This is a genomic window from Paraburkholderia fungorum (assembly GCF_046027605.1).
In the GTDB taxonomy this organism is placed as follows: domain Bacteria; phylum Pseudomonadota; class Gammaproteobacteria; order Burkholderiales; family Burkholderiaceae; genus Paraburkholderia; species Paraburkholderia fungorum_F.
In genome coordinates this window covers 306,699-331,324 of sequence record NZ_JAQQEF010000001.1, presented here as the reverse complement: position 1 = coordinate 331,324, position 24,626 = coordinate 306,699, and the positions used below count along the sequence as shown (strand labels likewise).

Genomic DNA, 24,626 nt, shown 5'->3' with positions numbered 1-24,626 from the left:
CCCGCTGCGCCGGGGCGTCGCTCGTCTTTTAAAACTGGCAGCATCGGGAGAGTTTCATGAGTCGTTTCTTTGGCGAGATCCGCCAGGCCGGATATGTCGTGCGTGATATCGAGGCCGCGATGGACTATTGGAGCCGCGTGCTCGGCGTGGGTCCGTGGTTCTACAACGAACGCGTGCCGATCGAGAATTACACGTATCGCGGGCAATCGTATGACGTGCATAACTCGGTGGCGCTGGCGAACTCGGGACCGTTGCAGGTCGAACTGATTCAGACACGCAACAATGCGCCGTCCATGTATCGCGACTTTCTCGCCGCGGGTAACACCGGTTTGCAGCACAACGCGTATTGGACCACTTCATTCGACGCGGACCTTGCCCGTTTGCAGGAGCAAGGCTTCAAGGTCGCGATGAGCGGTGAAGTAGGGCGCAACGGCCGCTTCGTCTACTTCGACACGGAAAATCATCCAGGCACGGTGATTGAGTTGTCGGAAATCGCCGGGCCCAAAGGCAAACTATTCGACATGATCCATGCGGCCTCGCTCGATTGGGATGGCCGTGATCCGGTGCGCCGGTTTCCTGATCTGAGCGCGCTATGAACGCGACGCTGCAACGGCAGGCTATCAATGACGATTGCCTCGAAGCCGACTATCTGATCGAGACGCCGCTCGATCCGGCCCGCGTCGCCGACGTGATGGCAGGCGAGCAGTCGAGCGGCACGTTTGTGCGGGTCGCCAACGAGTCCGACGCGCTGCGCGCGCGCAGCCGCGCGAGCGTGGTGTGCATCGAGGAACTCGAGCCGGCCGCACAGCCCAGCTTGCCGAACGCATGGCTCACCCGTCAGGGCACGCCGGGACCGTGGCGGCGCGCGCGCGTCACGCTGTCGTTCCCGCTTGCCAACATTGATGCGAATCTGCCGACGCTGGCCGCGACCGTCGCCGGCAATCTGTATGACCTCGGCGAAGTCACGGGCATGCGGCTGTTGTCGTTGCGCTTGCCGGCGTCTTACCGGGCTCGCTTCGAGTTGCCGCGTCATGGTGTAGCCGGCACGCGGGCGCTGACGCAAGTCGCGGACCGACCGATGATCGGCACCATCATCAAGCCGAACGTTGGCCTGAGCGCGGAAGAAACAGCGGCACTTGTGCGCGAGTTATGCGAGGCGGGCGTCGATTTCATCAAGGACGATGAAGTGTGCGCGAATCCCACGCACGCCCCGCTCGCGGAACGCGTGCGTGCGGTGATGAGGGAAGTGCGCAACTACCGCGAGCGTAGCGGCCGTCCGGTCATGGTCGCCTTCAATATCACCGACGATCTCGACGCCATGCGCCGTCACGCGGAACTCGTCGAGCGGGAAGGCGGTAGTTGCGTGATGGCCAGCATCAACTGGTGCGGCTTTTCCGCGCTCCAGACACTGCGTCGCGCGACACCGCTCGTCCTGCACGCGCATCGCAACGGCTACGGCATGATGTCGCGCGATCCCGCGCTCGGCATGTCGTTCCAGGCGTATCAGACACTTTGGCGTTTGACGGGTGTCGATCATATGCACGTGCACGGCCTCGCCGGAAAGTTCGCGCAGAGCGACACCGAGGTGATCGAGTCCGCGCGCGATTGCGCCACGCCGCTCGCACCGGGTGGCGACGATATCGTGCTGCCCGCGTTTTCGTCAGGACAATGGGCCGGCACCGTGCAAGCGACATTCGACGCCGTGCGCTCCACCGACTTGCTGTTCATGTCGGGCGGCGGCATTCTCGCGCATCCGGACGGTCCCGCGGCAGGCGTCACGAGTGTTCGACAAGCCTGGGAAGCCGTGCAGGCCGGCACGCCGCTGGAGGTCTACGCCGAGCACAATCCGGAATTGCGGCGAGCGTTGGAATTTTTCGGTGGCCGCACGTGAGCGATATACAGGAGGCGAGTGGCATGCGGGATATCAGCGGCGATAACCCTGCCTATGGCTTCTACGGCGACGACTTTACCGGCGCGACCGACACGCTCGCTCATCTCGCCCGCGCCGGTTTGCGCACCATGCTGCTCTTCGCGCCACCGGATGCCGCACGGCTTTCGATGCTGGGCCGGCTCGACGCGGTGGGTATCGCGGGCGCCGCGCGGACCATGCCGCCGCAGTTGCAGCAGCAGGAGCTGGCGCGCGTGGGGGCCGCGTTCGCCGCGCTAGGCGTACGCGTGATGCACTACAAGGTGTGCTCGACTTTCGATAGCGCACCGCAGACCGGCAGCATCGGCGTGGCGATTCGCACGTTGCGCGAATACTGCGCGAATCCGTTGGTCGCGGTGGTTGGCGGTCAACCGAATCTGCGTCGCTATTGCGTGTTCGGCGAACTGTTCGCGGCGGCGGGCGCGGACGATCATCGACAGTCGATTTACAGGATCGACCGTCATCCGACCATGAGCCGTCATCCTGTCACGCCGATGAATGAGGCGGACTTGCGCGTTCATTTGCAGCGTCAAGGGCTGGAGAACGTGCAATCGATCGACTGGCGTTGCTATGCAGGCGATGACGCGACGCTGCAAACGGCGTTGGATTGCCGGCTCGAATCGAAACCGGATGCCGTGCTATTTGATGTGCTCGACGACTCGCATTTGCGCGCGATCGGACGGTTGATCGCTGGTCATGCCAAGGCACAAGCGCCGTTGCTCGCGATTGGGGCGAGCAGTGTGGCGCAGGCTTATGCGAGTGCGCTCAACGAGGCGGGTGAACGGGGAGAAGTCAACGTTGCGCCCCTGTCGCTGGCGCGCGCGCGCGGACCGGTGTTCGTGCTGGCCGGCAGTCTTTCGCCCTTGACCGAAGTGCAGATCGCCGCGGCGCAGTCTTATTTACGCGTGGAACTTGACCCGCTGCAAATGACGGGCGAAGGTGCCGCGGATTATCTGGCCACGCGTGTTGCCGCAATCGTCGGGCCGTTGCGTGATGGACGCAATGTGCTCGCATTCACGACGCGTCGTGCAGTGCATGCAGCCGATGATGCAACCGTCGCGGTCAAAGCCGAAGGCGAAGCACGCCGCGCGCTGCCGCAACTCGCCCATACATGCGCCTCGTTGCTGCGAGAGGTACTCGGCAAGGTGAGATTGCAACGCATCGGGATTGCAGGGGGCGACACATCGAGCTTCGCCGTCCGCGCACTCGACGCCTGGGGGCTGTCGTATCTCGCGCCCTTATCGGCGGGCGTCACGGTGTGCCGCCTGCACGCCGACCGGAGCGAACTCGACGGCATGGAAATCGTGCTCAAGGGCGGCCAGATGGGCGATGCCGACCTTTTCGAGCAACTGCTGAATGGTAATGCCGGCGATGAGGCAGACAGGCACTAACCATTGTCGGCAAAGCCGGGGTATAGCGTCATGCCGCCGTCGACGAATAGTGTCGTGCCCACCACGTAGTCGCTTTCATCCGACGCGAGCCAGACAGCGGCTTTGCCGATATCCTCGGTTTCGCCCATGCGCCCATAGGGAATCAGCTTCAATAATTTCTCGAGCGCGGCTTCCGTATCCCACGCATCCTTGTTGATCGGTGTACGGATCGCGCCCGGTGCAATGGAATTCACGCGAATGCGCTCGGGCGCGACCTCCTGTGCCAGTGACTTCATAAACATCTGAATGCCGCCTTTGGACGCCGCGTAATTGACGTGACCGCCCCATGGGATCAACTCGTGCACTGAGCTCATGCAGATGATCTTTCCAAGCGCTTTGGAAACGGGCCGCGGCCCGCGTCGCCGAAATTCCTTCACGGCTGCCTGGGTCGTCAGGAACTGGCCGGTGAGATTGGTTGCCAGAACGGCTTTCCAATCATCGAGCGTCATATCGGTGAACGCATTGTCTTTCTGAACACCGGAATTGGCGATGACGATATCGACGCTCTCGAAGTGTTTGCGGCACGCGTCGAACATCTTTTCGACCTGAGCGGGATCGGCCACGTCCGCTTGAACGGCGATCGCCCTGCCGCCCGCCTTGCCAATCTTATCGGCGAGCGCTTCTGCCGCTTCGCCATGCGAATGGTAATTCAGCACCACGGCCGCGCCCGCATTCGCCAGCGCTTGCGCCACGCCGGATCCGATGCCCGAACTGGCGCCTGTGATCAAAGCGACCTGATGGTCGAGTAACTTTTCCATTGCGTTCTCCGGTGTAACGACGTGATTTCCGATCGACTGCCGACCGACCCCCAGCCACTACTGACATAACGAGGCCGCCGGATATCCATGCAGAGAACTGCATCGATATCCGGCGGCCGGCTCGGTTCGACCTGCTGAGGCGAGCACTTCAGTCCGTCTATATCACGCCTGCGACGACCAGCACAATCACGACGATCACCACGATGCCGATACCGCCAGTCGGCGCATAGCCCCACGAACGGCTATGCGGCCACGTCGGAAACGCACCGATGAGGAGAAGGATCAGCACAATCAGAAGAATAGTTCCCAACATATAAATACCTCCGCTTGAGTTGATAGGACCTGCCTGTCACGACAGCCATGCAGTGCGCGCCGGGGCGCGCTTGCGAAAAGGCAGTATCGATGTTCTGGGAGTGAGCAAGGCGTGTGCCCAACGTCGGCCGTTACGGGCGGTGTTACGTAACGAGCGCGTTACCCCACGCGATTTCGCGCAATTTTTCCGGCTTGCTGAAGCAGAGTGCCCGCGGCAAACCATATATCCGACAAGGGTTTGCCCGAGTCTCTGAGGCTAATTGTGAAAAGAATCTGAAGATTGGCATGCTTGCTGCTTTAAAGGTTGCGCGGTGCACAACACAGACAAGAGAGGCAGTAAGTGCTGGTGAAGTTCGAGTCAACGACCGGCCTGATCGGGGGTTATCAGGCCGGTCTCCTCAACGCACAAGCGATGTGATCGGCGTTCTGATCTCGACGTGGCGGCGTTTTTCCTGAGTGCCAAGCTTGAACGGGTGCGAGCGGCTTGCAGATCATCCCTCATTGTTGTTCAGGAACGTCCAGTCGCTTGGTTTCGCGCCGGATGAGTGAAATCCAGATTGATTGCATTGCGCGCTTCTTCGCGTGCCGGGGCGGTGTTGTTGTCGCGAAGAGCGTGGTGGTTGAAGGACGAGACGCATGAGCTGTTGAAGCGAACACAGGTTGAACAGCTCGACAAGAACGTTTGGCGCGAGAGACCAGCGCGGGGATAGGAATGGATACGGCGAATTTTGCGCAGCAAAGAAGAACGATACCGGGGTTGCAAAGCCTGATCGCGCGCTTGCTCGATGTGGTGCTCGTCGTTCTCGGGGCGCTGGCCGCTTCGCAAGTGCGATTTGAAGATCTCGCGCAAAGCCGTATCGATACCGCATTTGTTGCGTTGGCCGCGGCTTTTACGCTGGTTCTGTTCCCCGTATTCGGCGTCTACGGCTCATGGCGTGGACGGGCGATGCTGCGGATGACCGGCCAGGTATCGCTGGCCTGGTTCGTGGTGCAGGGCTGCGGGCTCGTGTTGATGTTCTCGCTGCATCGCACGGATTTCATTTCGCGTCTCTGGTTTGCCTATTGGATGGCAATCACGGGCGGCGCGCTGATTGTGTCGCGTCTGGTGGTGCATGCGGTGCTTGCACGCGTCCGGCACGCGGGGATGAATCTGCGCCGGGTTGCCGTGGTGGGATGCGGGCCGCATTGCCACCAGGTAGTACGCAATATCGAAGGCTCGACGGCGAGTGGCTTTCGCGCGGCGGCAGCCTTTGACGTTCGGCCGGTAATGGGAACGATAGGCTCGGGTGTGCCGGTGTACGACGACATCAGCAAGTTTGCTGCGTACATCAGGTCGCACGATGTGCAGGAGTTGTGGCTCGCGTTGCCACTTTCAGAAGAACGCACGATCTCGCGCTTTGTCGCCGAGTTCCGCGACGACCTCGTGAATGTGCGTTTTGTGCCGGATATGCGCAGCGTTGCGCTGTTCGACAGCGGCATGATCGATCTGATCGGAATGCCGGCGATCAACCTGGTTGCGTCGCCGGTGCCGGCTCGCGCGCTGGTGAAGAAAGAGATCTTCGATCGCGTGTTCGCTGCTTGCGCGCTGATTGCGCTGGCCCCGCTGCTGTTCGCGATTGCGATTGCCGTGAAGCTGTCTTCGCGTGGACCCGTGTTTTTCACGCAGAAGCGCAAGGGTGCGGATGGACGCATCTTCAAGATCTATAAGTTTCGCTCGATGCGTCCTCACGCCGTGGAAGCGGGCGTGGTGAAACAGGCGACGCGAGGCGATCCACGTATTACGCGAGTGGGTGCATTTCTCAGGCGCACCAGCCTGGACGAGTTGCCGCAGTTCTTCAATGTGCTGTGGGGCGATATGTCGGTCGTTGGGCCACGGCCTCACGCGATTGAACACGATGAGCTTTATCAGAACGTGGTGAACGGTTACATCCATCGGTACCGGATCAAGCCGGGGATCACGGGATGGGCACAGATCAACGGATTCAGAGGAGAGACAGACCAGATCGAGAAGATGCAAGGACGCGTCGAACACGATCTGTACTACTTGCGCAATTGGTCGTTCGGACTCGACATGCGAATTGTCATGGCGACGATAGCGAAGGGTCTGGTTCATAGCAACGCGTACTGACATCTGCAAATAATAAAAAACACATGGCCTTGACATTACGCGGACAACAACCCGAATCGGCGCCGAGAGCATTGGCGCTTGCTGCGGCGCTAGCGTTTTGCGCCTCGGCGCAAGCGGCCGAGCCGGCGCTCAATGCGCTGGGGCAGTCGGGTGGTTTGGTGATTCCGTACGCGTTTGTACTCCCGGAAGGGACTATTGAAACGCAGTACAACAACTATATTGATCCGCGCTACGGAAAGAAGGCGACGGGTTCGCAAATGTATTGGGGCGCAGTGGGTTTGCTGCCCTATGTCGAGGTGTCCGGTGGACTCGCCAATTACCCGGCTGATGTCCACGCGCCCTTCAGCAACGCGGACCACTTCCTGTTTCGTCACCTGATGGGTGACGTCAAACTCGAAGTGCCGAAGTTCTTTAAGTATCAGCCGAACATTGCGTTCGGCATTAGCGACATTGGCGGCCAGACACATTTCTTCCGCTCGAAATATGGTGTGGTGTCGCAGGCATTTGGACCGGTGACGTTGACTGCCGGTTACGGACAGGGTGATCGACTCGACGGCTTGTTCGGTGGCGCACAAGTCTCGCTGTGGAACACGGGTTTGTCGTTGCTCGCGGAAGACGATTCGAAGACGCCTTACGCCGGTGTGCGTTATCAGTCTCCTCGGATTAGCTGGCTGGCCGATGCGAACGTGATCGGCACGTTCATGCGCGCGATCCGCTCGACCGATGGCGTGTCGCCGCGTACGTCGTTCTCGGTGGGCATTCAGATCCCGCTGGGCAAACGTTTTAGCAGTACGCGTTGTGCCGATGGACTGTGCGAAGGCCCGCAGGTGTCCGCCGCCGGGACAGCGGATGCCGACGATGACGGCCCGATCCGACTTGCCAGTCTGCAACCGGTGGATATGGGCGCTGCCGCTGGTAACGACGGTGCGCTCGCGACCGCGCCGATTACGTATGTGCCGCCGCTGCAGTCGTATGCGTCCGTGATGCTGAGTGACGTGACGGCGGGCAAGTCGTCCGAAGCGCCGTCGCCCGCCATTCCGGAAGCGCTGGACACCTCCGCGCTCGACGAAATCGCCGCGCAGCTCTTTGCTGCGGGCCTCGAGCGGGTGCGCGTTGGGATGAGTGGTCGCGACCTGGTGGTCGAGTACGAGAACCATCGCTACAACCAGAACGAAGCCGACGCGTTGGGCATTGTGCTTGGCGTGGCGAGTGTGAATGCACCGCATGGCACCGACAAGATTCACGTGGTCATCAAGAAGGCCAACGAGCCGTTGGGCGAAGTCATTGTCGATCGTGATGCATTTGCGCAATTCGTTGAAGGCGGTGCGCCGACGGCCGCAGGTGCCTCACTGACGATGCGCACGCGTCCGACCTACGACGCGGATTCGATCGCATGGCATGGCAACGAGCACACGCATGGTCTGACGCGGATTCAGATCGAGCCGATCGTCAGTTATCTGTACGGCACCGAGTACGGCAACTTCGACATTTCGCTCGGCGCCAACATTGAAGGGTTCGTACCACTGTGGCGTGGTGCCGAGTTGTACGCGAGCTATATCGCGCCGATCTACAACACGAAGAACATGGACGAAGGCCGCGTGTTCAGCGATTTCCGGCTGCGCGGCGGTCTCAATGCAGTCGCATTGGCTCAAAGCTTCTGGATCATGCCGCAGGTGTTCAACGTGGCATCGGTCGGCAAGTTCGATTACTCGTATGTCGGCGTGCAGAACGAAACGACCGTGTTCGTGCCGGGTCGCCCGGATCTGATCCGATTGCGGCTTGCCTATTTGCACCATGAGCCGGGCCACGACGAATTGCCGAGTGAGAAGAATGCTGAGCTGACTTACCGCTGGGTTCAACCGTCCTGGAAGCTGTGGATCGAAGCGGGCGTGGCGCGCTTTGTCGGCGGAGACAAGGGGCCGGTTGCAACGCTCACGCGCTGGTTCGACGACGTATCGGTGAGCGTGCATGGCGAGCATAGCGGGCAGGGCACGTTTGTGGGCGCGGCGATCAGCTTCCCGCTGACGTTACGGCAGGGCATGAAGCCCGGGATCAGTCAGGTGTATGGCTCTGAACAGTTCGGACTCGATTTCCGCACGCGGGTTGGATCGACGAATTACCTGTCGGCCAATGCGGCGGAGAACATGGCCTTTCCGTATAGCACGCAGCAGTACCTGTTGAACCAGGGCCGCTTTAGCGGCGAGTACTTCTCGACTCAGCTTTATCGGATGCGCGATGCGTATCTGCGTTACGGGCGGCCTGGTAGCGACGCAACGAAGCCGAAGCCGCAGGTGAGTGTGCCTGTTGTATCGACGGGCGTTGCGCTTTCACATGGCGTCTGCGGAAGCGGTTTGCAGGATGTAGGCGACGGACGGGCGCTGGTGCCGGTCAATTGTGAATGACTTTCTCTGGAGATAGGCGATGAAGCTTTTAAATGGCGCCACGCTGCGCACGCTGCAGTTCGGATCGATAGCTCTGGCAACCAGCGCGCTGGTTGCATGTGGTGGTGGGACCAATAGCGGCGGCGCGCCGGTTGGCAAGGTGAGCGGTACTGCCGCTGTCGGCGCGGCGCTGGCCAACGCGAGCATCACGCTGACCTGCAAGAACGGCTCAGGTAGCGCGACGGCTGATTCCAACGGTGCGTATTCCGCGACGTTTGCGTTTGACGGCCCTTGCACGATTACGGCGAACGGTGGCGCGATCACGATTCATTCGTTTGCAGCTGGTGCGGGTACGTTCAACGTGACTCCGTTGACGGAGTTGCTGCTGGACTACATCGCGGGGCAATTGGGTACGAGTGTGAGCGGATTGCTCGCGGGGATCAATTCCAACCCGTCGTTCCAGAGCGCGCTGTCGAGTAGCACGGTGATTGCGAATGCGCAGGCAGCGATTGTGAAGCTGATCAAGGACACGTACGGGATCACGCTTTCTTCTTCGTCGTTCCTGACTGTTTCGTTTACGCCGGGCGCTGCGGGTGCGGATGCGGATCTCGAAACGTTGCTGGCGGCTGGAGCGATTACGAGTAATGGGCAACCGGCGGCTTCGTTGGCTGCGGCTGCGCAAGCGGCTGGGGCTGCGGCGCCGATTTCGGGTGGTGGCAATGGCGCGACGGGTGGGACGGGGGGGAGTGGGGGGACGGGGGTTTCGACGAAGTAGTACTTAGTGTTTCGTGACCACCAATAATACTTCGCGCGAACAGTTTGGTCGCTATCAGTGACGGCGACCTTCCTTCGAAGACGAGGAACAAGAAGGAAAATCGAGGTGAATGTGATGAGATTGCTTTGGAAAAAACGAGCGGTCGGCGTAGCGCACTCAATATCATTGGTTGCGCGCCGATTCGCTCTGCTCGCTCTTGTGACTACTTTCGCAGGATGCACAGTTGCGCCTGGAATGCGAATGACCGGCCCCGCTTCGTTACCAGTCACGAATGGCGACCGCGAGACACCGCCGGTGGAACTCCAGGTTCCGATCGTCGATATCAACGTCGCGCTTATTAAGCAAACGCGCGATGACGCCGCCAAGGTGGGCAACTCGCAATTGGCGACCCTGCAGGGAACCCCGGGCGCTTATCTCATTGGCGCGGGGGACGTGCTGCAAATTACCGTTTGGGACCACCCTGAATTAGCTGCGGCCTTAGGCACTCAGACGCAGACAAATAGCCGCCCATTTGACCCGGTTCCCGGCTTCATCGTCGACAGCAACGGTAATGTCCAATTTCCATACGTCGGAGCCATTCACGTGGCGGGATTGCGTTCCGATGAGGCGCAGAACAAATTATCTCAAGAACTTGCAAAAGCGTTTGTCAAGCCGCAAGTGACGTTAAGAGTCAACTCGTTTCGCGCACGTCAAGTCTATGTCGATGGGGAAGTACATACGCCAGGTTCAGTTCCCATAAACGACATACCAATGACGCTGTATGAAGCAATCAACCGCGCAGGGGGATTTAGCCCGGCCGCCGATCAGAGTCGAATGGTACTCGTCCGCGACGGGGTCTCTTATCCGCTCGATCTCTCGACGATGCTTGATCGTGGCGAGAATCCTTCAAAAATTTTACTCAAAAGTGGCGATTTACTGCGAATAGTCTCTCGTGACGAAAACGGTGTTTTTGTAATGGGAGAAGTAAACAAGCCGGCAACCGCTATACCGTTACAGAATGGGAGGCTCACGTTGAGTGATGCTATTTCCCAGGCCGGCAGCTTGAACACGAATAGCGCCGACGCCGCCCAAGTCTATGTGATTAGAGGGACATTGGGTACAACGCCTGAAGTCTTTCATCTGGACGCACATTCGCCTGTGGCAATGATATTGGCAAATCAATTCCAGCTGCAGCCCAAAGATGTGGTGTATGTAGACGGGAATGGATTAGTTAGATTTAGCCGCGTGTTAAGCCTTCTTTTGCCAGCTATCAACGCAGGTTTAACCACGGCGATCGTAACGAAATGATTGAAAATATACTGATGGTTTGTGAAGGGAACGTCTGCAGAAGTCCAATGGCGGCGGGCCTGCTGGCGAATGAAATGCCGCACGCATCGGTTTCTTCCGTCGGCATTAATGCGCTGCTTGGTCACAGTCCCGAGCCATGGGCTGTCGAGCTGATGAATCAGCGCGGCATAAGCATCGAAAGCCACATTGCAACGGCGCTCAATGTAAATCATGTCAAGTCAGCACAACTCGTGTTGACAATGAGTACCTCGCAGCGGCAATGGATCGAAGATATATATCCGTTCTCCCGGGGAAAGGTTTACAGGCTAGGTGAGCATGAAGGTTTTGACATCGCAGATCCGTATCGAAGGGGACGTCAAGCCTTCGAGGCGTCTCTAGCTCAAATTGAGCGCGGCCTGCAAGTTTGGATCCGACTAATGAATAGCCTGGCGGTTACCGTATGAACTTTCTATCTGAAAACCGTGCCACTGAATCATTAAACGGCGATGAGGTACATTGGGCAGAGCATATCTCCGTCGTAATGGAGAGCTGGCGATTGATTGTTGCAGTTGCAATGACGGTTCTCTTCGTGGGTGTTGCCTATGTTTTCCTGGCTCGTCCCGTCTATCGTGCAGACGCAATGATTCAAGTCGAAGATAGCGCAAATGCAACGAAGGACGCTTTGGGTGATATTGCGTCCATGTTTGATAACAAGCAGACGGCCGCCGCCGAGATTGAAATCATACGTTCACGCTTGGTTACGGCTCAAACCGTACAGCGACTCCATCTGGATGTTTCGGCACAACCACGGTATTTCCCCATCGTCGGAGGTGTGATCGCACGACACTCAGATACCACGGGCCCAGCTCCTGCCAAATTGGGAATGAGTCAGTTTGCGTGGGGCGGCGAGAGCATTAGCGTGTCCCAGTTTGACGTCCCTTCGGATTTCTACGGGGATAAGTTCATCTTGATCGCCGGGGAAGGAGGCGCTTTTACTCTCCGCGATCCAGACGGCGATGCCATTTTGCGTGGCGTGACGCTCAAACAGCAGATCAGAAAATTTGATCGTGGTGAAGTCCGCATTGTCGTGGACAAGCTCGTCGCTCGTCCTGGCACGCAATTTTTGATCCAGAGATTTTCGACGCTAGATACCGTTGCCAAGCTTCAGGACTCGCTGCTCATCTCGGAGAAGACCAAACTATCTGGCGTAATCGGTGTGTCACTTGACGGATACGATGCACAAGCCGCGGCAGATGTCATCAACGCAATTGCAACAGCCTACGTACAGCAGAATATCGACCGAAAATCTACCGAAGCCCAGAGCACCTTGACGTTTTTGGACCAACAACTTCCTGAACTGCGGAAGCAATTGGATGACGCGGAGGAGCGCTACAACGCTTTCCGTAACAAGCATGGAACTGTCGACTTAACCATGGAGAGCAAGCTTCTCTTGGAACAAGTCGTTGATAGCAAGGCGAAGCTGACTGAACTCAAGCAGCAGCGGTTGGAAATGGCTCAGAGATTTACCGAGACCCATCCGGCAATCACGGGCATTGATGCGCAAATTTCAGCACTCGAATCGCAACAGTCTGACTTCAACGCACGTGTAGCAAACCTTCCGAACACAGAGCAGTCGGCGCTGAGGCTTCTTCGTGACGTTCGGGTTGACACAGAGCTATATACCAATCTGCTCGACAGCGCCCAGCAGTTACGGATCGTAAAAGCTGGCGAGGTAGGAAACGTGCGCGTTGTTGATTTCGCAGTGGTGCCAGAAAGTCCTGTCAAACCAAAAAAGATCCTTCTAATCCCAGTTTTCGGAGTCGCCGGACTGATATTCGGGCTAGTAGCAGCATTTGTTCGCAAGTCCTTGTACGGCGGAGTCGAAAATGCCGAGGCAATTGAGGAATCCATTGGAATTCCCGTTTATGCGGTCATCCCTCGTAGCGAGGCTCAGTTGAAGTTGGCGCGCGCGCTCGAGCGCGGTCGAGCGGGACAGCACGTATTGGTAGTGTCTGCACCCGAGGATGTCGCAGTAGAAGGTGTTCGTAGCCTGCGTACGGCGCTCAAGTTCAATACTGTGGGTGCAAGAAACAATATCGTGATGGTCACCGGGCCACGACCTGAAGTCGGAAAGTCGTTTCTGTCAGTCAATCTAGCCGCGGTGTTGGCTACTGCCGGCGAACGCGTTCTTCTTATCGATGCTGATATGCGCCGCGGCGACATCCACACCTATTTGGGCATCTCAAAGCTTCCCGGGTTGTCCGAGTTGCTTTCAGGGCACGAGGCAGCGAGTCTCCTGAATCGAGACGTGTTGCCGGGCCTGGATGTCATTGTCAAGGGAGCTCTGCCGCAGAACCCGGCAGAACTCTTGGCGAATGGGCGCTTGGATTTGGCGCTGAAATCGTTAGCGTCCCAATACGACGTCGTTATCGTTGATACGCCACCTGTTCTTGCGGTGACAGACGCAACGATAGTTGGGAAATGCGCAGCGACGACTCTTCTTGCAGTACGTCATGGTCGACATCCCATGCACGAAATAGCGGCGAGTGCGAAGCGACTTCGGACTGGTGGGGTCTCGCTAAAAGGGATTCTTTTCACCGATGTACCTTCTCGAAAAATTGGCTACGGAGCGTACAACTCCGGCTATTACGCATACGAGAGCAAGCACTAATGCAATTGTCCATGCAGCGCGGCACACGCCACTTGAATACTCGTGCGAGACGGAGCGACCGGCGATGAAAATACTCTATATATGCAGTCTTTATGATCCGCATATCGGGGGGGGGGCGGAGATCTCGCTTCGAAACCTGGTCAAAGGCATGCGCGCACGAGGCCATGACGTTGCAGTGCTAACAACGGGCCCATCGGCGGGACTCGTCGTAGACATCGTTGATGAGGTGACAATTTATCGGGCCGGTTTGAAAAACACATTCTGGCATCACCCTCTTAGGCGAAGAAATTTACTTGCGCGGGTGTTCTGGCATCTACGGGATTCCTATAACGCGTCAATGCGCAGTTACGTAGGGTCTGTAATCGAAAAAGAGCGGCCCGATGTGGTTAGTTGCCACAACTTGACCGGCTGGTCCATTTCGGCATGGGATGAAATCAAAGCTGCCAAGGTGCCATTCATCCAAGTTCTGCACGATCTTTATCTTGTTTGTGTGCGAAGCAACAGGTTTCGGGGAGGGAGCGTCTGCCAAAAAACGTGCAACGAGTGTCGATTTTTACGAAAGCGTCACGCTCGCGCGTCGATGGCGGCATCAGCCGTGGTAGGCGTTAGTCAGTACATTCTGAACGTCATGCGCGACAGCGGGTATTTTGCAGGCGTAGTAGGTAAAACAATCTACAACGCGAGAAGTATTCCACTTACCGATGTCAGCGCACCCACTCATGGCGTTCCGGTCAAGTTCGGCTACATCGGAACCCTCTCCGAGGCAAAAGGCGTCGAGTGGATGCTCGAGGAGTTTCAAGCATCGAAGGTTGAAGGGACGCTTTATCTTGCCGGCAAAGGAGATCACCAGTATGAGGCGTATTTAAAAAGTAAGTTTGCCTCTTCAAGAGTGGTATTCGTTGGTTATGTTGAACCCCGGAAGTTCTTTAAGACGGTGGAAGTCTGTATTGTTCCGTCGCTCTGGCCCGAGCCGCTCGGAATGGTTGCGGCGGAAGCCTGCGCATATGGCATTCCAGTAATTACGACACGCCAAGGAGGACTCCCGGAAATTATAAAAGACGGCGTCAATGGTCTTTTGTGTGATACAGAGGACAAAAATTCGTTACGCCGTGCGATCGAGAAAATAGCAACTGATCCAGCCGTCTATATTTCATTAGCGGAGAATTCCCGGGTATCGGTCCAAAGTTTCATCGATCCCGATCAAATGCTTGAGAAATATGAAGACCTGCTACGCCACATTCATCTGGCGCACGGAAGGGCCATGAAATGACCGCTTTCGTGCACGACCAGAAGATAAGGCCCCGGGCCTCGCTGTCAAATCGAGGACTCGTTGCGCTTTCTATTGTTTCGCTTTTACTCCTGGCGGAAACATTTTCTGGTGCACTTCGCTTCTATTTCGACCAATTTGGTCTCGGGGCCGCACTCTCAGTACCGAAGGTGTTAGCAATAGTATTTATTTTATTCGAACTGGGTACGCGAAAAAGCACGCATTTCCTATTGTTCCCGATCCTCATCGTCGCAGGGTATTCCTGCGTCGCACTTTTCCGTGGTGTTCCGTTAGAAAATATCTTGTTTTCGTATTACACCTGGTCGCCGATCCTTCTCGGTATCGTGGCACATAAATACGTCCATCAGAAAAAGTTGTTCATATTGATATTGTTGTTTTGTGCGATCGCCTCTAGCGTTGGGGTCCTTGCAAACAATTTTCGGGATCTCCCTTGGCAGGGTTATATGTACAAAATAGGCGACACTCAATTGGAAGGTAGTCGGGATTGGACAACATTTGACGTCTCCAGGTTGGCGGGTTTCGCGCGTATTTCAGTTGCAGCCGCAATTGGGATCGTACTGCCTATATTGTACGCGGCGCCGAATATAAGGAATTTCGTGGTGCGAAATGGGATTTTAGTTATGTCTCTAATTCCAATTTATTTGACCACCCATAAGGCGTCGATTGCGGCTTTGGTTTTGGGTGGGCTGGTATTGAAGACGTACAGAAAGAAGGCGTTCGCTTTGATCGTCTGTGCAACATTGCTCGGAGCAGCAATTTGGCTGCCATTTTCGACCAGTTTCGAAAACTACGTGATAGACATGCATGATGATGTTGATCTTTTGCTCTTCGCGTCCTTTGATGATCGACTAAATAACACATGGCCCGCTTTTATCGACGTGGCAAATCAGTTCGCAAACCCGGTTGTGGGTGTGGGCTTTGGGGCAGTTGGATCATCATTGCGGATATTCGCGGTGCCAGCGCTTTTGGGGCGAGGCGGAGGGGACTTAGCAGTTTCGGATAACACTGCGTTGGCACTCTGGGGCTCCTTTGGAGCCTTGGGAGTGGTAATTTACGCGTCGCTCTTTTCAGTTTTTAGACGTTTATATGACGGTGACGTGAAGGCGTCACGCGGTTTGATCGCCGTCGCGATCGCAATATTCGCCATTGGAATAGTGACGGATATTCCAGAATCGCCGATGTGCATGTTCTTTCTCGGTTTGACGATCGCGCAAAGTAAAGTGCACTCGCAAAAACGCGCTCTACGATTCAAAACATTGCAAAAGCTGAGTCGTCAAAATGCGTGAAAGCCAACTCTGTCTTTACCGCTGCGTCCAATTTTTCCTGGCGCTAGCCATTCTCCATAGTTCGGTCAAATTGGCACACGCCGATATGACCCAGACACTGCAACCAGTCACTGTTGTGTACTCGTCTGTGATTGCGTTGGAAAACGACGCCGCGTTACATCCGAAAGGCGTGGGGATCGCGTTTGCGCTTGGCTACAAGCATCCGGGAGATGGCGGAGGCGGACAATTCTTCTTCAATCCGTCTGATGCTCGAAAGTCGAATGGCGGGACAGTGCTGTCTGTTCGCGGCATCGAGGGTGCGCGTTGGAACCGCTTATATTCCGGTGCGAGATATGTTACTTACTTCGGCGCGACAGGCGACGGTAAGACCGATGATACCGCGGCCATTCAGGCCGCCGTTGACGATACTCCCGACGGTGGGCAATTGGTGTTTCCGCTTGGCACATATGTGGTTTCGGGAATTCGGGTCAGCCGTCCAATAAAACTTCTTGGTGAGGGCGTTTCAAAATGGGATTCGCATGGAGCAGAATTAATAGCTAAGGGGGATCAGTCGTTCGTCTTGGCATTTACCCACGAGTCGGAGACGGTTCCGGGCGTAGCGCTTGGTGGTGAGGTATCGAATCTTGCACTTGAAGGCGGCGGACACCAGCTAAGTGAAGGTGTATTCGTGGGGCTAGGATTCTCCGAAGTAACGATCCGGAACCTCGAGATTGGCCACGCTATTGGAAATGGTGTCCGACTTCAGCATTGGTTCGAGGGTAAATTTGAAAACGTGTTCTTCAATTCCATAGATGCGAGCCATAGCGATGCGGTTTTTTTTGTGGGGCCAATCGCGCTCAAAAATCTGGCTGCAAACGTCAATAATCTTCGAATATATGCATCCCGATTCGAAAGTAATTTCGGGACATATATTAAATCTGATCCTAAGGCGAATATGGACATCTTTGTGTTGTCCAATTGCAAATTCGAATGGTCTGGTCAGACTTGGCACGCCGCCGAGCGCTTTCCATTGTTCGATCTGGACTCCGCCTTCCGAGTGCAGATTTTCTCTAATTCAATCACCCAATTCCGGTTTGGGAGAAATTATTCCACGATTCTGAAGGTGGCTGCGGGAAGTGGAAGTCCGGTAAGCTCCAGAGGAGCGGGAATTAAATTCTTTAATAACGATTTTAGCGGGCTTGATAATGAAACAGTCTTGTTGGATTCGCGAAGTGACGCCGCTGTTCAATGGTCAAGCAACACAATAATTGATTCGTCATTTTCAAAAAAAATCGCACCCGAGGCACCGCAGAAAAACATATCAATGGATGGATTTCTGAAATACAACCATTTTTAATGGATTTTATCGTCGCGCAAGTTTTGCAAATTTACGTGATTTTTAAACTAATTTAAATATTTCGAAAATGATCTATGCGGATTTGCGTTGGCCGCCCCACACGGGCATCGGAAACGTGATGTCGGCGTACCTTAGTCGACGTCCGGCTTCCATGCAATTGAAGCAACTGGACCTCGTGACGAAGATTGGAAGTCCGTTGTCTCCGGTAGCGATTGGCTATGGACTCAGAAAAACGCGAGATGCGGGCGTGTTTTGGAGCCCAGGATTTGTGCCGCCTTTGCACTCACCGTGTCCGAGCGTGGTCACAATTCACGACCTAACTCATCTTCACTTTTATTCGAGATGGCACAAGGCCTACTATGAAATCGTGTTCAAGAGGTTGCTGTTGGAGTGTGCCGCTATTGTGTGTGTTTCAGAACATACTAGAAAAGAATTTCTGGAATGGTCAAATATGGATCCGGATAAAGTCCATGTTGTTTTAAATGGGGTGCACGAAAGCTTTTTTGACGTCCATGAGCCGTTGCCTTATCAGTTCGAATATATCTTATATCCGGGGAACCGTCGAAAATATAAGAATCTGGACCGTCTTTTAAGGGCCTACGCCGCTTCGATGTTGCCAAAGCAAAATATCAAATTGATGCTTACCGGCGACGCTTCTGCAGAACTGACGTTGCAAGCAAGGAGGTTGGGCATCGAAAACAGCGTCGTTTACTCCGGGTGGGTAAATGACCGGGATATGCCACGTCTTTATCGTGGTGCATTGATGGTGGTTTTCGTTTCTTTGTATGAGGGCTTTGGACTGCCGATTGTTGAGGGGATGGCATCAGGTGTTCCTGTGATCACGTCGAATGTGTCCGCAATGGCTGAGATTGGAGCGGGCGCGGCAGAACTGGTTGATCCGTATTCGATTGAGTCTATAAGGGATGCGATTGATAAGGTCGCGACAGACGAAGAAAGACGGTCGGATTTGATTGATAAGTCAGCGTTACACGTCAGGAAGTTCAGTTGGGATAAGTCCGCTTTCCGACTTTGGGAAATCGTGGGCAAGTTTGAAAAATAAAAGAAATGGCCGATGCGAGGTTGGACCGGGGGGAATATGAGTGTATTCGAAGGAATAAACGCGATCATAGTGAATTATAAGACGGCTGATTTGACAAGAAAATGCGTCGAATCAGTAATCGCGATGAAGATTGCCACGCCGGAAGACGTGGTAGTGGTGGACAATTCATCGCCTGATAATTCTTTTGAGCGGCTTAAAAAATCACTTCCAAAGGGCGTTCGTTTGGTGCGAGCTTCGATGAATCGAGGTTTTGGATCCGGCGTTAATTTTGGCATGGTTGCATGCAGACATGACCTGGTAGTCGTGCTGAATCCCGATACATACTTCACCGACAGAAGTATCGAGCGTGCAATAAACGTAATGAACAGTGAGTCCGACATCGGGCTTGTGGGTTTAGACCTGATATACCCGAATGGCCGGCGCCAATACTCTGCGCGGCGGTTCTATTCGGTTCTTGATATCTTGGCTCGCCGGTCACCCTTGGGAAAATTAAACGGTTTTAGGGAGCGCGCTGAAATTCACCTGATGTACGACTCCTGGCGGCAGGGTTCGCCTTTCGACGCCGAGTGGGTGATGGGAACAGGATTCATTGTCCGGCGAGAAATTTTTGAAGACCTCGGCGGCATGGATGAGAGGTATTTCCTGTACATGGAGGACGTCGATTTCTGTGCTCGAACTTGGCAAGCCGGGTACAGAGTCGTCTGTGTCCCCGGCGCAAATCTGACTCATGAGCACCAGAGAGAATCCGCAGCTGGAGTTTTCAGCTGGGCAGGACGTAAGCATCTTAAAAGCCTTTTACTCTTTCGAAGCAAATATCGTTTGCCTTGGGGCCGGCGGCCGGGCGTCGAGGGACTCGTGCGCAGATAGAGCAGTGTGCATAGAGAAATGGTGCGATTTAGTTGTTCGACTACCAAGGGCTTCTGATACCTTGATCGGATCGGACATGTGTTCGAACTTGAGAGTCTCGCAACTTTCTTTTGGAGGCCAACAAATGAAACGCATTGCCGATCTTATCGACATCGGTGACGTCTGCAGGATCGTTACTCCCAGAGTCCAAAAGCGGGTTAATGCTTGCCGCCAGTTCGAGAGGTGTCATTGGATAGCGCGTATCCAGTCTGCTAGTCGAGAGCAGATCGTCAGATGGTCCTCCGAGCAGTTGCTCGTCGCGGACAATCTGCTGATGTAGGCCTGACGTCGTGCTTTGGTCCGCCTGCGGCTTTACGTTGTGGCGGGACTGCGGGTCAATCGAGCGTCTGAGTAGAGCGGAATATGACTGTGAAAGGTCGTTTGCCGATCCGTCCGTTGTGTAAGGCGATCCCTGGTCGAGCGCCTGACCAGATGCGAAGCAGGATACCGTCAAGATCATTACGGCGGCGATTGTTTTAGATTTGAATTTTGATGACATCGTAGTCCAGAGCCTTTGGATAAGCCACGTTTTGACGGTTCACGGATCATTGTCTAACAAAAGGGATTGTAAAAGGTCGAAATAATTTTGAGTACTTGAAAATTTCTTTAGCACCGGTTAAAGAAACTAGGGCGCTGACTCTAATCCTGCGAGCGAAGAAAGGTGATGTCTGGGTATCAGAGGGGTATCCGAAATCAGCGCAGTTATGTATGGCGGGAGATTTGCGACTGCCCTTGCCACGTGTTTGGATATGGCACGTCGAATAAAGGCGCTTCGAACGCTTCGACGGTGAACTTCCTTCAATATTGGGATGAAATTTACGCAGAAAAAGTGCCCGGATAACGCAGTAGATCGTGTAAAAAAACGACAGTTAATTTAAATTCCATTCAACACACATCGCGTAATGAATATGCAGCCAGATCGAACCGAGGGTGATTCTCGTTTTAGAAAGATGGCAAAAAACGCCCAGGTGAGCCTATTTTTTTTAATTTTAGTTCTGGCTGCTACATTCGTATCGAGGGCTGTTTTCATCCATAAGATCGGAGCCGATTTTATTGGACTAACAACTACGATTGTGAACATCGTCGGATTTCTGAACCTTGCTGAAATGGGTTTTGCATCAGTCGTTGCATTCGCTCTCTACGGTCCAATACACGACAAAAATCGAGCGGAGATATCCGCGATTGTAACTGTATTTGCCTATATTTACCGGCGAGTCGGTCTCGTGGTAATGATTGTTGGAATTGCTGTTGGCGTTTTCATTCCGCATTTCTTCCGATCGTCCGGTTTTTCTGAGGAAACGATTCTCTTTACTTATTTTATTTACTTGTCAACCACCCTACTTGGATTTTTCTTTAATTATCGTGAAATTCTATTAGTTGCTGATCAGAAAAATTACGTCAAAGTTGGAATCTTTAATAGTTTGAAGCTACTGAAGCTTGGCGCGCAGGTAGCTGCTGTTTCATATTTTGATCAAAAGATTTTGTGGTGGCTGGCGCTGGAATTTATTTCGTTGGCGGCTTACGCAAATCTTCTTAATATAAAAATATCACGGGTTTATCCGTGGTTGAACGTGAATGTTCAATCTGGAAAAAAGCATTCGCGCGACTACGTGATTATATATAAAAAATCAAAGCAGGCTTTTGTGCATAAACTTGCCGCTGTCGTGCTTCAGCAAACGAGCCCAATATTTGTATTTGTATTCCTCGATCTCCACCTCGTTACAAAATACACTAATTACACCATAATAATAACAGCATTGACCTCCATAATTGCCGCGCTGTTCGATAGTACCAACGCTGGGGTCGGGAATCTGGTTGCAGCACGGAATTTAAAGCGGACATTGGGCGTTTATTGGGAGCTTCAGGCCTCGCGCTTTTGGCTAGCAGGTGTTGCAGCATACACTTTGTTCAGCACTGTTGATTTGTTTATAAGAGCATGGGTCGGTGAGTCATATGTCTTGCAGAAACCGGTAGTTGCGGTATTGGCCATTGGTTTTTTTATCACAGTAGTGAGAAAGACAACAGATGAATTTATCTCGGCATCTGGCCTTTATCATGATACGGCGGCTCCCTTGTTTGAAGCTGTGATAAATATTTCGACAACAATAATATTGGGAAAATCGTACGGTGTCTTTGGCATTGCGATGGGGTCGGTCTGTAGTCTCTTGGTTATTGTCGGCTTGTGGAAGCCTATATTTTTGCATAAAGAGGCGTTAGGTGGGAATGTCCAAATCTATTTCATGAAGACTGGTGGATTTCTGCTGATACTGCTGCTTTCCACGTTTGTCACGAACAGGGTAGGGGTCTTTCGATTTGAGTCGCCGGGAATATTAGATTTCCTGATTGTATCGATTCAGCGGTGTGCTGTGTTTGGGTGTATTTCATTTAGCCTATTTTTTGTATTATTCAATGATATGCGAATACTGAGTCGGCGAGTTCGGCAGCACGTTTTCTTGAGGCGAGGATAGACTTATGTCTTGTAAGAAAATACCAATTTCAATAATCGTCCCGGTTTTCAACATCGACGCATATCTGAGACGTTGCCTGGAAAGTATAAAGTCACAGACCTTTGCAGAATTTGAAGTCATACTGGTGAACGACGGTAGTACCGACAGATCCCTTGAAATATTGGAGGAATTTTGCAGGCTTGATAGTCGATTTAAGATTTTCAGCAAGAAAAACGAAGGCTTGGCCCGTGCAAGGCAGGACGGATTTAGGCTGGGTTGTGGTGAATATATTTTCAATCTGGACGGTGATGATTTTATTCCGCCAACAACACTTGAGATTTTACGGTGTAGAGCAGATAAAAGTAATGCGGACATTGTAGGGGGAAGTCATCAGCGATACTTTGAGAATCGAGGTAGCGAGTTAGTTGTACGGCGCGAAGGGGGTTTGACTCGCGCGGAATTGCTGCACATGATGTTTTCGGAAAACTATTTCTATGTGTGGGGGAAATTGATCCGGAGGACCTTGTTTTGTCCGGAGCTGCCCGTATACGACGGTATTACATATGGAGAGGACACGGTTCTCATGACACAGTTGACCCTACGCGCAGAGTCAATAGTTTTCATTGAAGATGTTGTCTATTTTTACCGAATTAGAGAAGACAGTTTATCTAATCGGCCTACCGGCGCTGCTATAAATTCGCGATTGGCGGCTACGAGGTTGGCCTGCGCGGGTGTGCGCGAGGAGACGTTGGGAAGGGAGGTTTATGATGAAGCTAACTTATACTTTCTACGTCAGCTTTATAGGCATTTGAAGGATGGTGGAAAGCTCTATAGTCAGGAAAAGAGCGAAATTAAACTCGAACTCAGAAATTCGTTAAATGGCGAAGTGCAGAGGAAAATTAAGGAGGTAAATTTAAAAATGTTTGTTGCTCTTTGGATTTTAAAAGCAAACATAAATCTGTTCAATTTATTTTCTTCGTTATTTTCTTTGAAATCTCGCTATTGAACGATTTTGCTGGACTGGACTATTTGTCAGGTTATTAATGATTGGTTTGATCGATTTCGTAACATTCAAAAAAGAAGTGTGGGGGTATAGTATGAAGACAGTAACTTTCTGGTTTAGGGTTAAGCGTAGATTGCGGCGTGATTTTTCTCATTTTGTCTCGTTTATCTTTTCATATATATACTCCTGCATCAATCGTTGGTCGCAGAAGTCGATTGTGACCGCTGAAGGGAGTATTACAGTCTCGCTAACCTCACATGGCTCGCGTATAGAGACTGTATTCTGCACGCTAGAATCAATTGGACGGGGGACTTGTAAGCCTGGGCGATTGATCTTGTGGGTAGACGAACCAATAATTTTTGAAAATTTGCCCGAAACTCTCAAACGCCTCCAGCGAAGAGGGCTAACGATAGCGCTTTGCGAGAATTTCGGCCCGCATACAAAGTATTTCCCGGTCGTGGAATCTGGCTCATTGCCTGAATTATTGGTTACTGCTGACGACGATATTTTCTATCCAAAAAAATGGTTAAAGCGGCTCGCGGATGAAAATCGTCGGACGCCAGACATGATAGTTTGTTATCGCGCACATCGTGTAGACGTAAGTGAAGTCGGCATCGCGCCGTACCAATTTTGGCAACCGTGCAATACTTCTGAAGCTAGCTATCTGAATTTCGCTACAGGGGTTTCTGGGGTAATTTATCCGAAGCGCTATTTGTTATGTCTAAAATTGGCCGGCCGAGGATTTGCGTCTTGCGCACCGCGTGCCGATGACGTTTGGCTCTATGCGACGGCGATAAGGAATGGATTTGAGATTCGCCAGATCTTTCGCCGCCCCATCCATTTCCTTGAACATCCGCGATCCCAACACATTGCCTTGCACCTCGACAATGTATTGGGGGGAAGGAATGATGTTCAGATTGCTAATACGTGTACCCCCAGCGATATTGAGTTTCTTTTGGGAAGCGTCAGGTAGCTGGTCGTCGAATTATTGCGCAACCCGAGATCCGCATGAACCTACTATCGGAACGCAGACAACATTCTGGGGGATATTTCGTATCCGCGGTCTGTGACCTGGGGGAAGAGTCTGCGTTGTCGCCGGACGTACAGTGCTTGCGACGCCGTGTGTCTCTTTGCCAACCGCAGATACCCATAGTGCAGTCACCGGCGAACCGCCTTTCCGCCCTCTATCGCCCGCCACATCGCTCCGCCTCAAACCGATCCAACTCCCCCAGCAAATGTTTGATCTGAAACGTCTGCATCGCGGTTAGCGGAAACTCATCCTGTATGCGTTGTAACCGCTTTCGCCAATAAGCCGGTGGCAACACAGGTTCACCACGAAAGGCGCGCAGCGACGGCGCCATCACACGCGCGACGTGCGCGATGTCTTCATCCATTGTCATGCGAGAGCCCCGAAAAACCTCGATGTTTAGTTTTGTTTTTTCTGTGTGCGCTTTGAGTGACAACGAGTTCATAGTGGCTGCGCAAACGTCGACGCTTATAGTAAGAAATCAGAATCGCTGGGTCAAGGTTTCCGACCGAATTTTCGCATGGACGGCGCTTAGAATTTGCCTTGATTTCAGGGCTATTTCGATCACGCCGGGATTTCAATGGGTCGTTCTCCGGGTCTTCAATAGCCGTCATCTACTCGCGAC

At 53.7% G+C, this 24,626-nt stretch carries 20 protein-coding genes; 17 read left to right on the top strand and 3 right to left on the bottom strand.

Features of this window, described 5'->3' with window-relative positions; translation table 11 throughout:
- The first annotated feature begins 56 nt into the window (after positions 1-56).
- Genes PQR53_RS01390 through PQR53_RS01380 form a run of 3 tightly spaced genes read left to right on the top strand, consistent with a single transcriptional unit; the run spans position 57 to position 3,318 of the window.
- Complete coding sequence (locus tag PQR53_RS01390; RefSeq protein ID WP_408450785.1) at positions 57-596, top strand: VOC family protein; 540 nt, start codon at positions 57-59, stop codon at positions 594-596.
- Positions 593-1,891, top strand: a complete 1,299-nt coding sequence (locus PQR53_RS01385; protein WP_408450784.1) for a ribulose-bisphosphate carboxylase large subunit family protein — start codon at positions 593-595, stop codon at positions 1,889-1,891. The genes PQR53_RS01390 and PQR53_RS01385 overlap by 4 nt, the downstream gene beginning before the upstream one ends.
- A gap of 23 nt (positions 1,892-1,914) precedes the next feature.
- Positions 1,915-3,318, top strand: coding sequence for a four-carbon acid sugar kinase family protein (locus PQR53_RS01380; protein WP_408450783.1), 1,404 nt, complete (start codon positions 1,915-1,917; stop codon positions 3,316-3,318).
- Here the strand turns inward: PQR53_RS01380 and PQR53_RS01375 are convergent.
- Positions 3,315-4,115 (bottom strand): SDR family oxidoreductase, encoded by an 801-nt coding sequence (locus tag PQR53_RS01375; RefSeq protein WP_408450782.1) that lies wholly within the window; start codon positions 4,113-4,115, stop codon positions 3,315-3,317. The two genes, PQR53_RS01380 and PQR53_RS01375, sit on opposite strands and share 4 nt — an antisense overlap.
- A gap of 157 nt (positions 4,116-4,272) precedes the next feature.
- Complete coding sequence (locus tag PQR53_RS01370) at positions 4,273-4,428, bottom strand: DUF3309 family protein (protein ID WP_201073954.1); 156 nt, start codon at positions 4,426-4,428, stop codon at positions 4,273-4,275.
- A 747-nt stretch (positions 4,429-5,175) separates the two neighbouring features.
- On the opposite strand from PQR53_RS01370, the gene PQR53_RS01365 reads away from it, so the two are divergent.
- The 14 genes from PQR53_RS01365 (at position 5,176) to PQR53_RS01300 (ending at position 23,947) form a co-directional block, all read left to right on the top strand.
- Entirely contained in the window at positions 5,176-6,555 is a 1,380-nt protein-coding gene (locus tag PQR53_RS01365; protein WP_408451151.1) for an undecaprenyl-phosphate glucose phosphotransferase, read from the top strand.
- A gap of 23 nt (positions 6,556-6,578) precedes the next feature.
- Positions 6,579-8,957: a YjbH domain-containing protein gene (locus PQR53_RS01360; protein WP_408450781.1), complete on the top strand. Its 2,379-nt coding sequence runs from the start codon at positions 6,579-6,581 to the stop codon at positions 8,955-8,957.
- Positions 8,958-8,976: 19 nt separating this feature from the next.
- On the top strand, positions 8,977-9,711 hold the full coding sequence (locus PQR53_RS01355; RefSeq protein ID WP_408450780.1) for a carboxypeptidase regulatory-like domain-containing protein: 735 nt from the start codon (positions 8,977-8,979) through the stop codon (positions 9,709-9,711).
- 114 nt (positions 9,712-9,825) lie between these two features.
- Positions 9,826-10,998 carry a polysaccharide biosynthesis/export family protein gene (locus tag PQR53_RS01350; protein WP_408451150.1) on the top strand — a complete coding sequence of 391 codons (1,173 nt, stop codon included), beginning with the start codon at positions 9,826-9,828 and terminating at the stop codon, positions 10,996-10,998.
- Entirely contained in the window at positions 10,995-11,441 is a 447-nt protein-coding gene (locus PQR53_RS01345) for a low molecular weight protein-tyrosine-phosphatase (RefSeq protein ID WP_408450779.1), read from the top strand. The genes PQR53_RS01350 and PQR53_RS01345 overlap by 4 nt, the downstream gene beginning before the upstream one ends.
- Entirely contained in the window at positions 11,438-13,648 is a 2,211-nt protein-coding gene (locus PQR53_RS01340) for a polysaccharide biosynthesis tyrosine autokinase (RefSeq protein ID WP_408450778.1), read from the top strand. The genes PQR53_RS01345 and PQR53_RS01340 overlap by 4 nt, the downstream gene beginning before the upstream one ends.
- A gap of 64 nt (positions 13,649-13,712) precedes the next feature.
- Positions 13,713-14,918, top strand: a complete 1,206-nt coding sequence (locus PQR53_RS01335) for a glycosyltransferase family 4 protein (RefSeq protein WP_408450777.1) — start codon at positions 13,713-13,715, stop codon at positions 14,916-14,918.
- Complete coding sequence (locus PQR53_RS01330) at positions 14,915-16,222, top strand: hypothetical protein (RefSeq protein WP_408450776.1); 1,308 nt, start codon at positions 14,915-14,917, stop codon at positions 16,220-16,222. Before PQR53_RS01335 ends, PQR53_RS01330 begins: the two co-directional genes overlap by 4 nt.
- The gene (locus tag PQR53_RS01325) at positions 16,215-17,558 is read left to right on the top strand and encodes a glycosyl hydrolase family 28-related protein (protein ID WP_408450775.1); all 1,344 of its coding nucleotides are present in this window, start codon (positions 16,215-16,217) and stop codon (positions 17,556-17,558) included. Before PQR53_RS01330 ends, PQR53_RS01325 begins: the two co-directional genes overlap by 8 nt.
- A gap of 67 nt (positions 17,559-17,625) precedes the next feature.
- Complete coding sequence (locus PQR53_RS01320) at positions 17,626-18,618, top strand: glycosyltransferase family 4 protein (RefSeq protein WP_408450774.1); 993 nt, start codon at positions 17,626-17,628, stop codon at positions 18,616-18,618.
- Between the two features lie 36 nt (positions 18,619-18,654).
- The gene (locus PQR53_RS01315; RefSeq protein WP_408450773.1) at positions 18,655-19,485 is read left to right on the top strand and encodes a glycosyltransferase family 2 protein; all 831 of its coding nucleotides are present in this window, start codon (positions 18,655-18,657) and stop codon (positions 19,483-19,485) included.
- A 947-nt stretch (positions 19,486-20,432) separates the two neighbouring features.
- On the top strand, positions 20,433-21,992 hold the full coding sequence (locus PQR53_RS01310; RefSeq protein WP_408450772.1) for a lipopolysaccharide biosynthesis protein: 1,560 nt from the start codon (positions 20,433-20,435) through the stop codon (positions 21,990-21,992).
- A 4-nt stretch (positions 21,993-21,996) separates the two neighbouring features.
- Entirely contained in the window at positions 21,997-22,977 is a 981-nt protein-coding gene (locus tag PQR53_RS01305) for a glycosyltransferase family 2 protein (RefSeq protein WP_408450771.1), read from the top strand.
- A 331-nt stretch (positions 22,978-23,308) separates the two neighbouring features.
- Positions 23,309-23,947: a hypothetical protein gene (locus PQR53_RS01300; RefSeq protein WP_408450770.1), complete on the top strand. Its 639-nt coding sequence runs from the start codon at positions 23,309-23,311 to the stop codon at positions 23,945-23,947.
- 211 nt (positions 23,948-24,158) lie between these two features.
- Here PQR53_RS01300 and PQR53_RS01295 read toward each other — a convergent pair whose 3' ends face one another.
- Positions 24,159-24,446 carry a hypothetical protein gene (locus PQR53_RS01295; protein WP_408450769.1) on the bottom strand — a complete coding sequence of 96 codons (288 nt, stop codon included), beginning with the start codon at positions 24,444-24,446 and terminating at the stop codon, positions 24,159-24,161.
- Positions 24,447-24,626: the final 180 nt, after the last annotated feature.

Excerpts from the sequence above, each read along its gene's own strand:
- PQR53_RS01350 (WP_408451150.1), top strand. The coding sequence starts at position 9,826 with ATGAGATTGCTTTGGAAAAAACGAGCGGTCGGCGTAGCGCACTCAATA.
- PQR53_RS01310 (WP_408450772.1), top strand. The coding sequence starts at position 20,433 with ATGCAGCCAGATCGAACCGAGGGTGATTCTCGTTTTAGAAAGATGGCA.
- PQR53_RS01375 (WP_408450782.1), bottom strand. The coding sequence starts at position 4,115 with ATGGAAAAGTTACTCGACCATCAGGTCGCTTTGATCACAGGCGCCAGT.
- PQR53_RS01355 (WP_408450780.1), top strand. The coding sequence starts at position 8,977 with ATGAAGCTTTTAAATGGCGCCACGCTGCGCACGCTGCAGTTCGGATCG.
- PQR53_RS01335 (WP_408450777.1), top strand. The coding sequence starts at position 13,713 with ATGAAAATACTCTATATATGCAGTCTTTATGATCCGCATATCGGGGGG.
- PQR53_RS01370 (WP_201073954.1), bottom strand. The coding sequence starts at position 4,428 with ATGTTGGGAACTATTCTTCTGATTGTGCTGATCCTTCTCCTCATCGGT.
- PQR53_RS01385 (WP_408450784.1), top strand. The coding sequence starts at position 593 with ATGAACGCGACGCTGCAACGGCAGGCTATCAATGACGATTGCCTCGAA.
- PQR53_RS01295 (WP_408450769.1), bottom strand. The coding sequence starts at position 24,446 with ATGAACTCGTTGTCACTCAAAGCGCACACAGAAAAAACAAAACTAAAC.
- PQR53_RS01330 (WP_408450776.1), top strand. The coding sequence starts at position 14,915 with ATGACCGCTTTCGTGCACGACCAGAAGATAAGGCCCCGGGCCTCGCTG.
- PQR53_RS01345 (WP_408450779.1), top strand. The coding sequence starts at position 10,995 with ATGATTGAAAATATACTGATGGTTTGTGAAGGGAACGTCTGCAGAAGT.
- PQR53_RS01320 (WP_408450774.1), top strand. The coding sequence starts at position 17,626 with ATGATCTATGCGGATTTGCGTTGGCCGCCCCACACGGGCATCGGAAAC.
- PQR53_RS01380 (WP_408450783.1), top strand. The coding sequence starts at position 1,915 with ATGCGGGATATCAGCGGCGATAACCCTGCCTATGGCTTCTACGGCGAC.
- PQR53_RS01315 (WP_408450773.1), top strand. The coding sequence starts at position 18,655 with ATGAGTGTATTCGAAGGAATAAACGCGATCATAGTGAATTATAAGACG.
- PQR53_RS01340 (WP_408450778.1), top strand. The coding sequence starts at position 11,438 with ATGAACTTTCTATCTGAAAACCGTGCCACTGAATCATTAAACGGCGAT.
- PQR53_RS01360 (WP_408450781.1), top strand. The coding sequence starts at position 6,579 with ATGGCCTTGACATTACGCGGACAACAACCCGAATCGGCGCCGAGAGCA.
- PQR53_RS01305 (WP_408450771.1), top strand. The coding sequence starts at position 21,997 with ATGTCTTGTAAGAAAATACCAATTTCAATAATCGTCCCGGTTTTCAAC.
- PQR53_RS01390 (WP_408450785.1), top strand. The coding sequence starts at position 57 with ATGAGTCGTTTCTTTGGCGAGATCCGCCAGGCCGGATATGTCGTGCGT.
- PQR53_RS01325 (WP_408450775.1), top strand. The coding sequence starts at position 16,215 with ATGCGTGAAAGCCAACTCTGTCTTTACCGCTGCGTCCAATTTTTCCTG.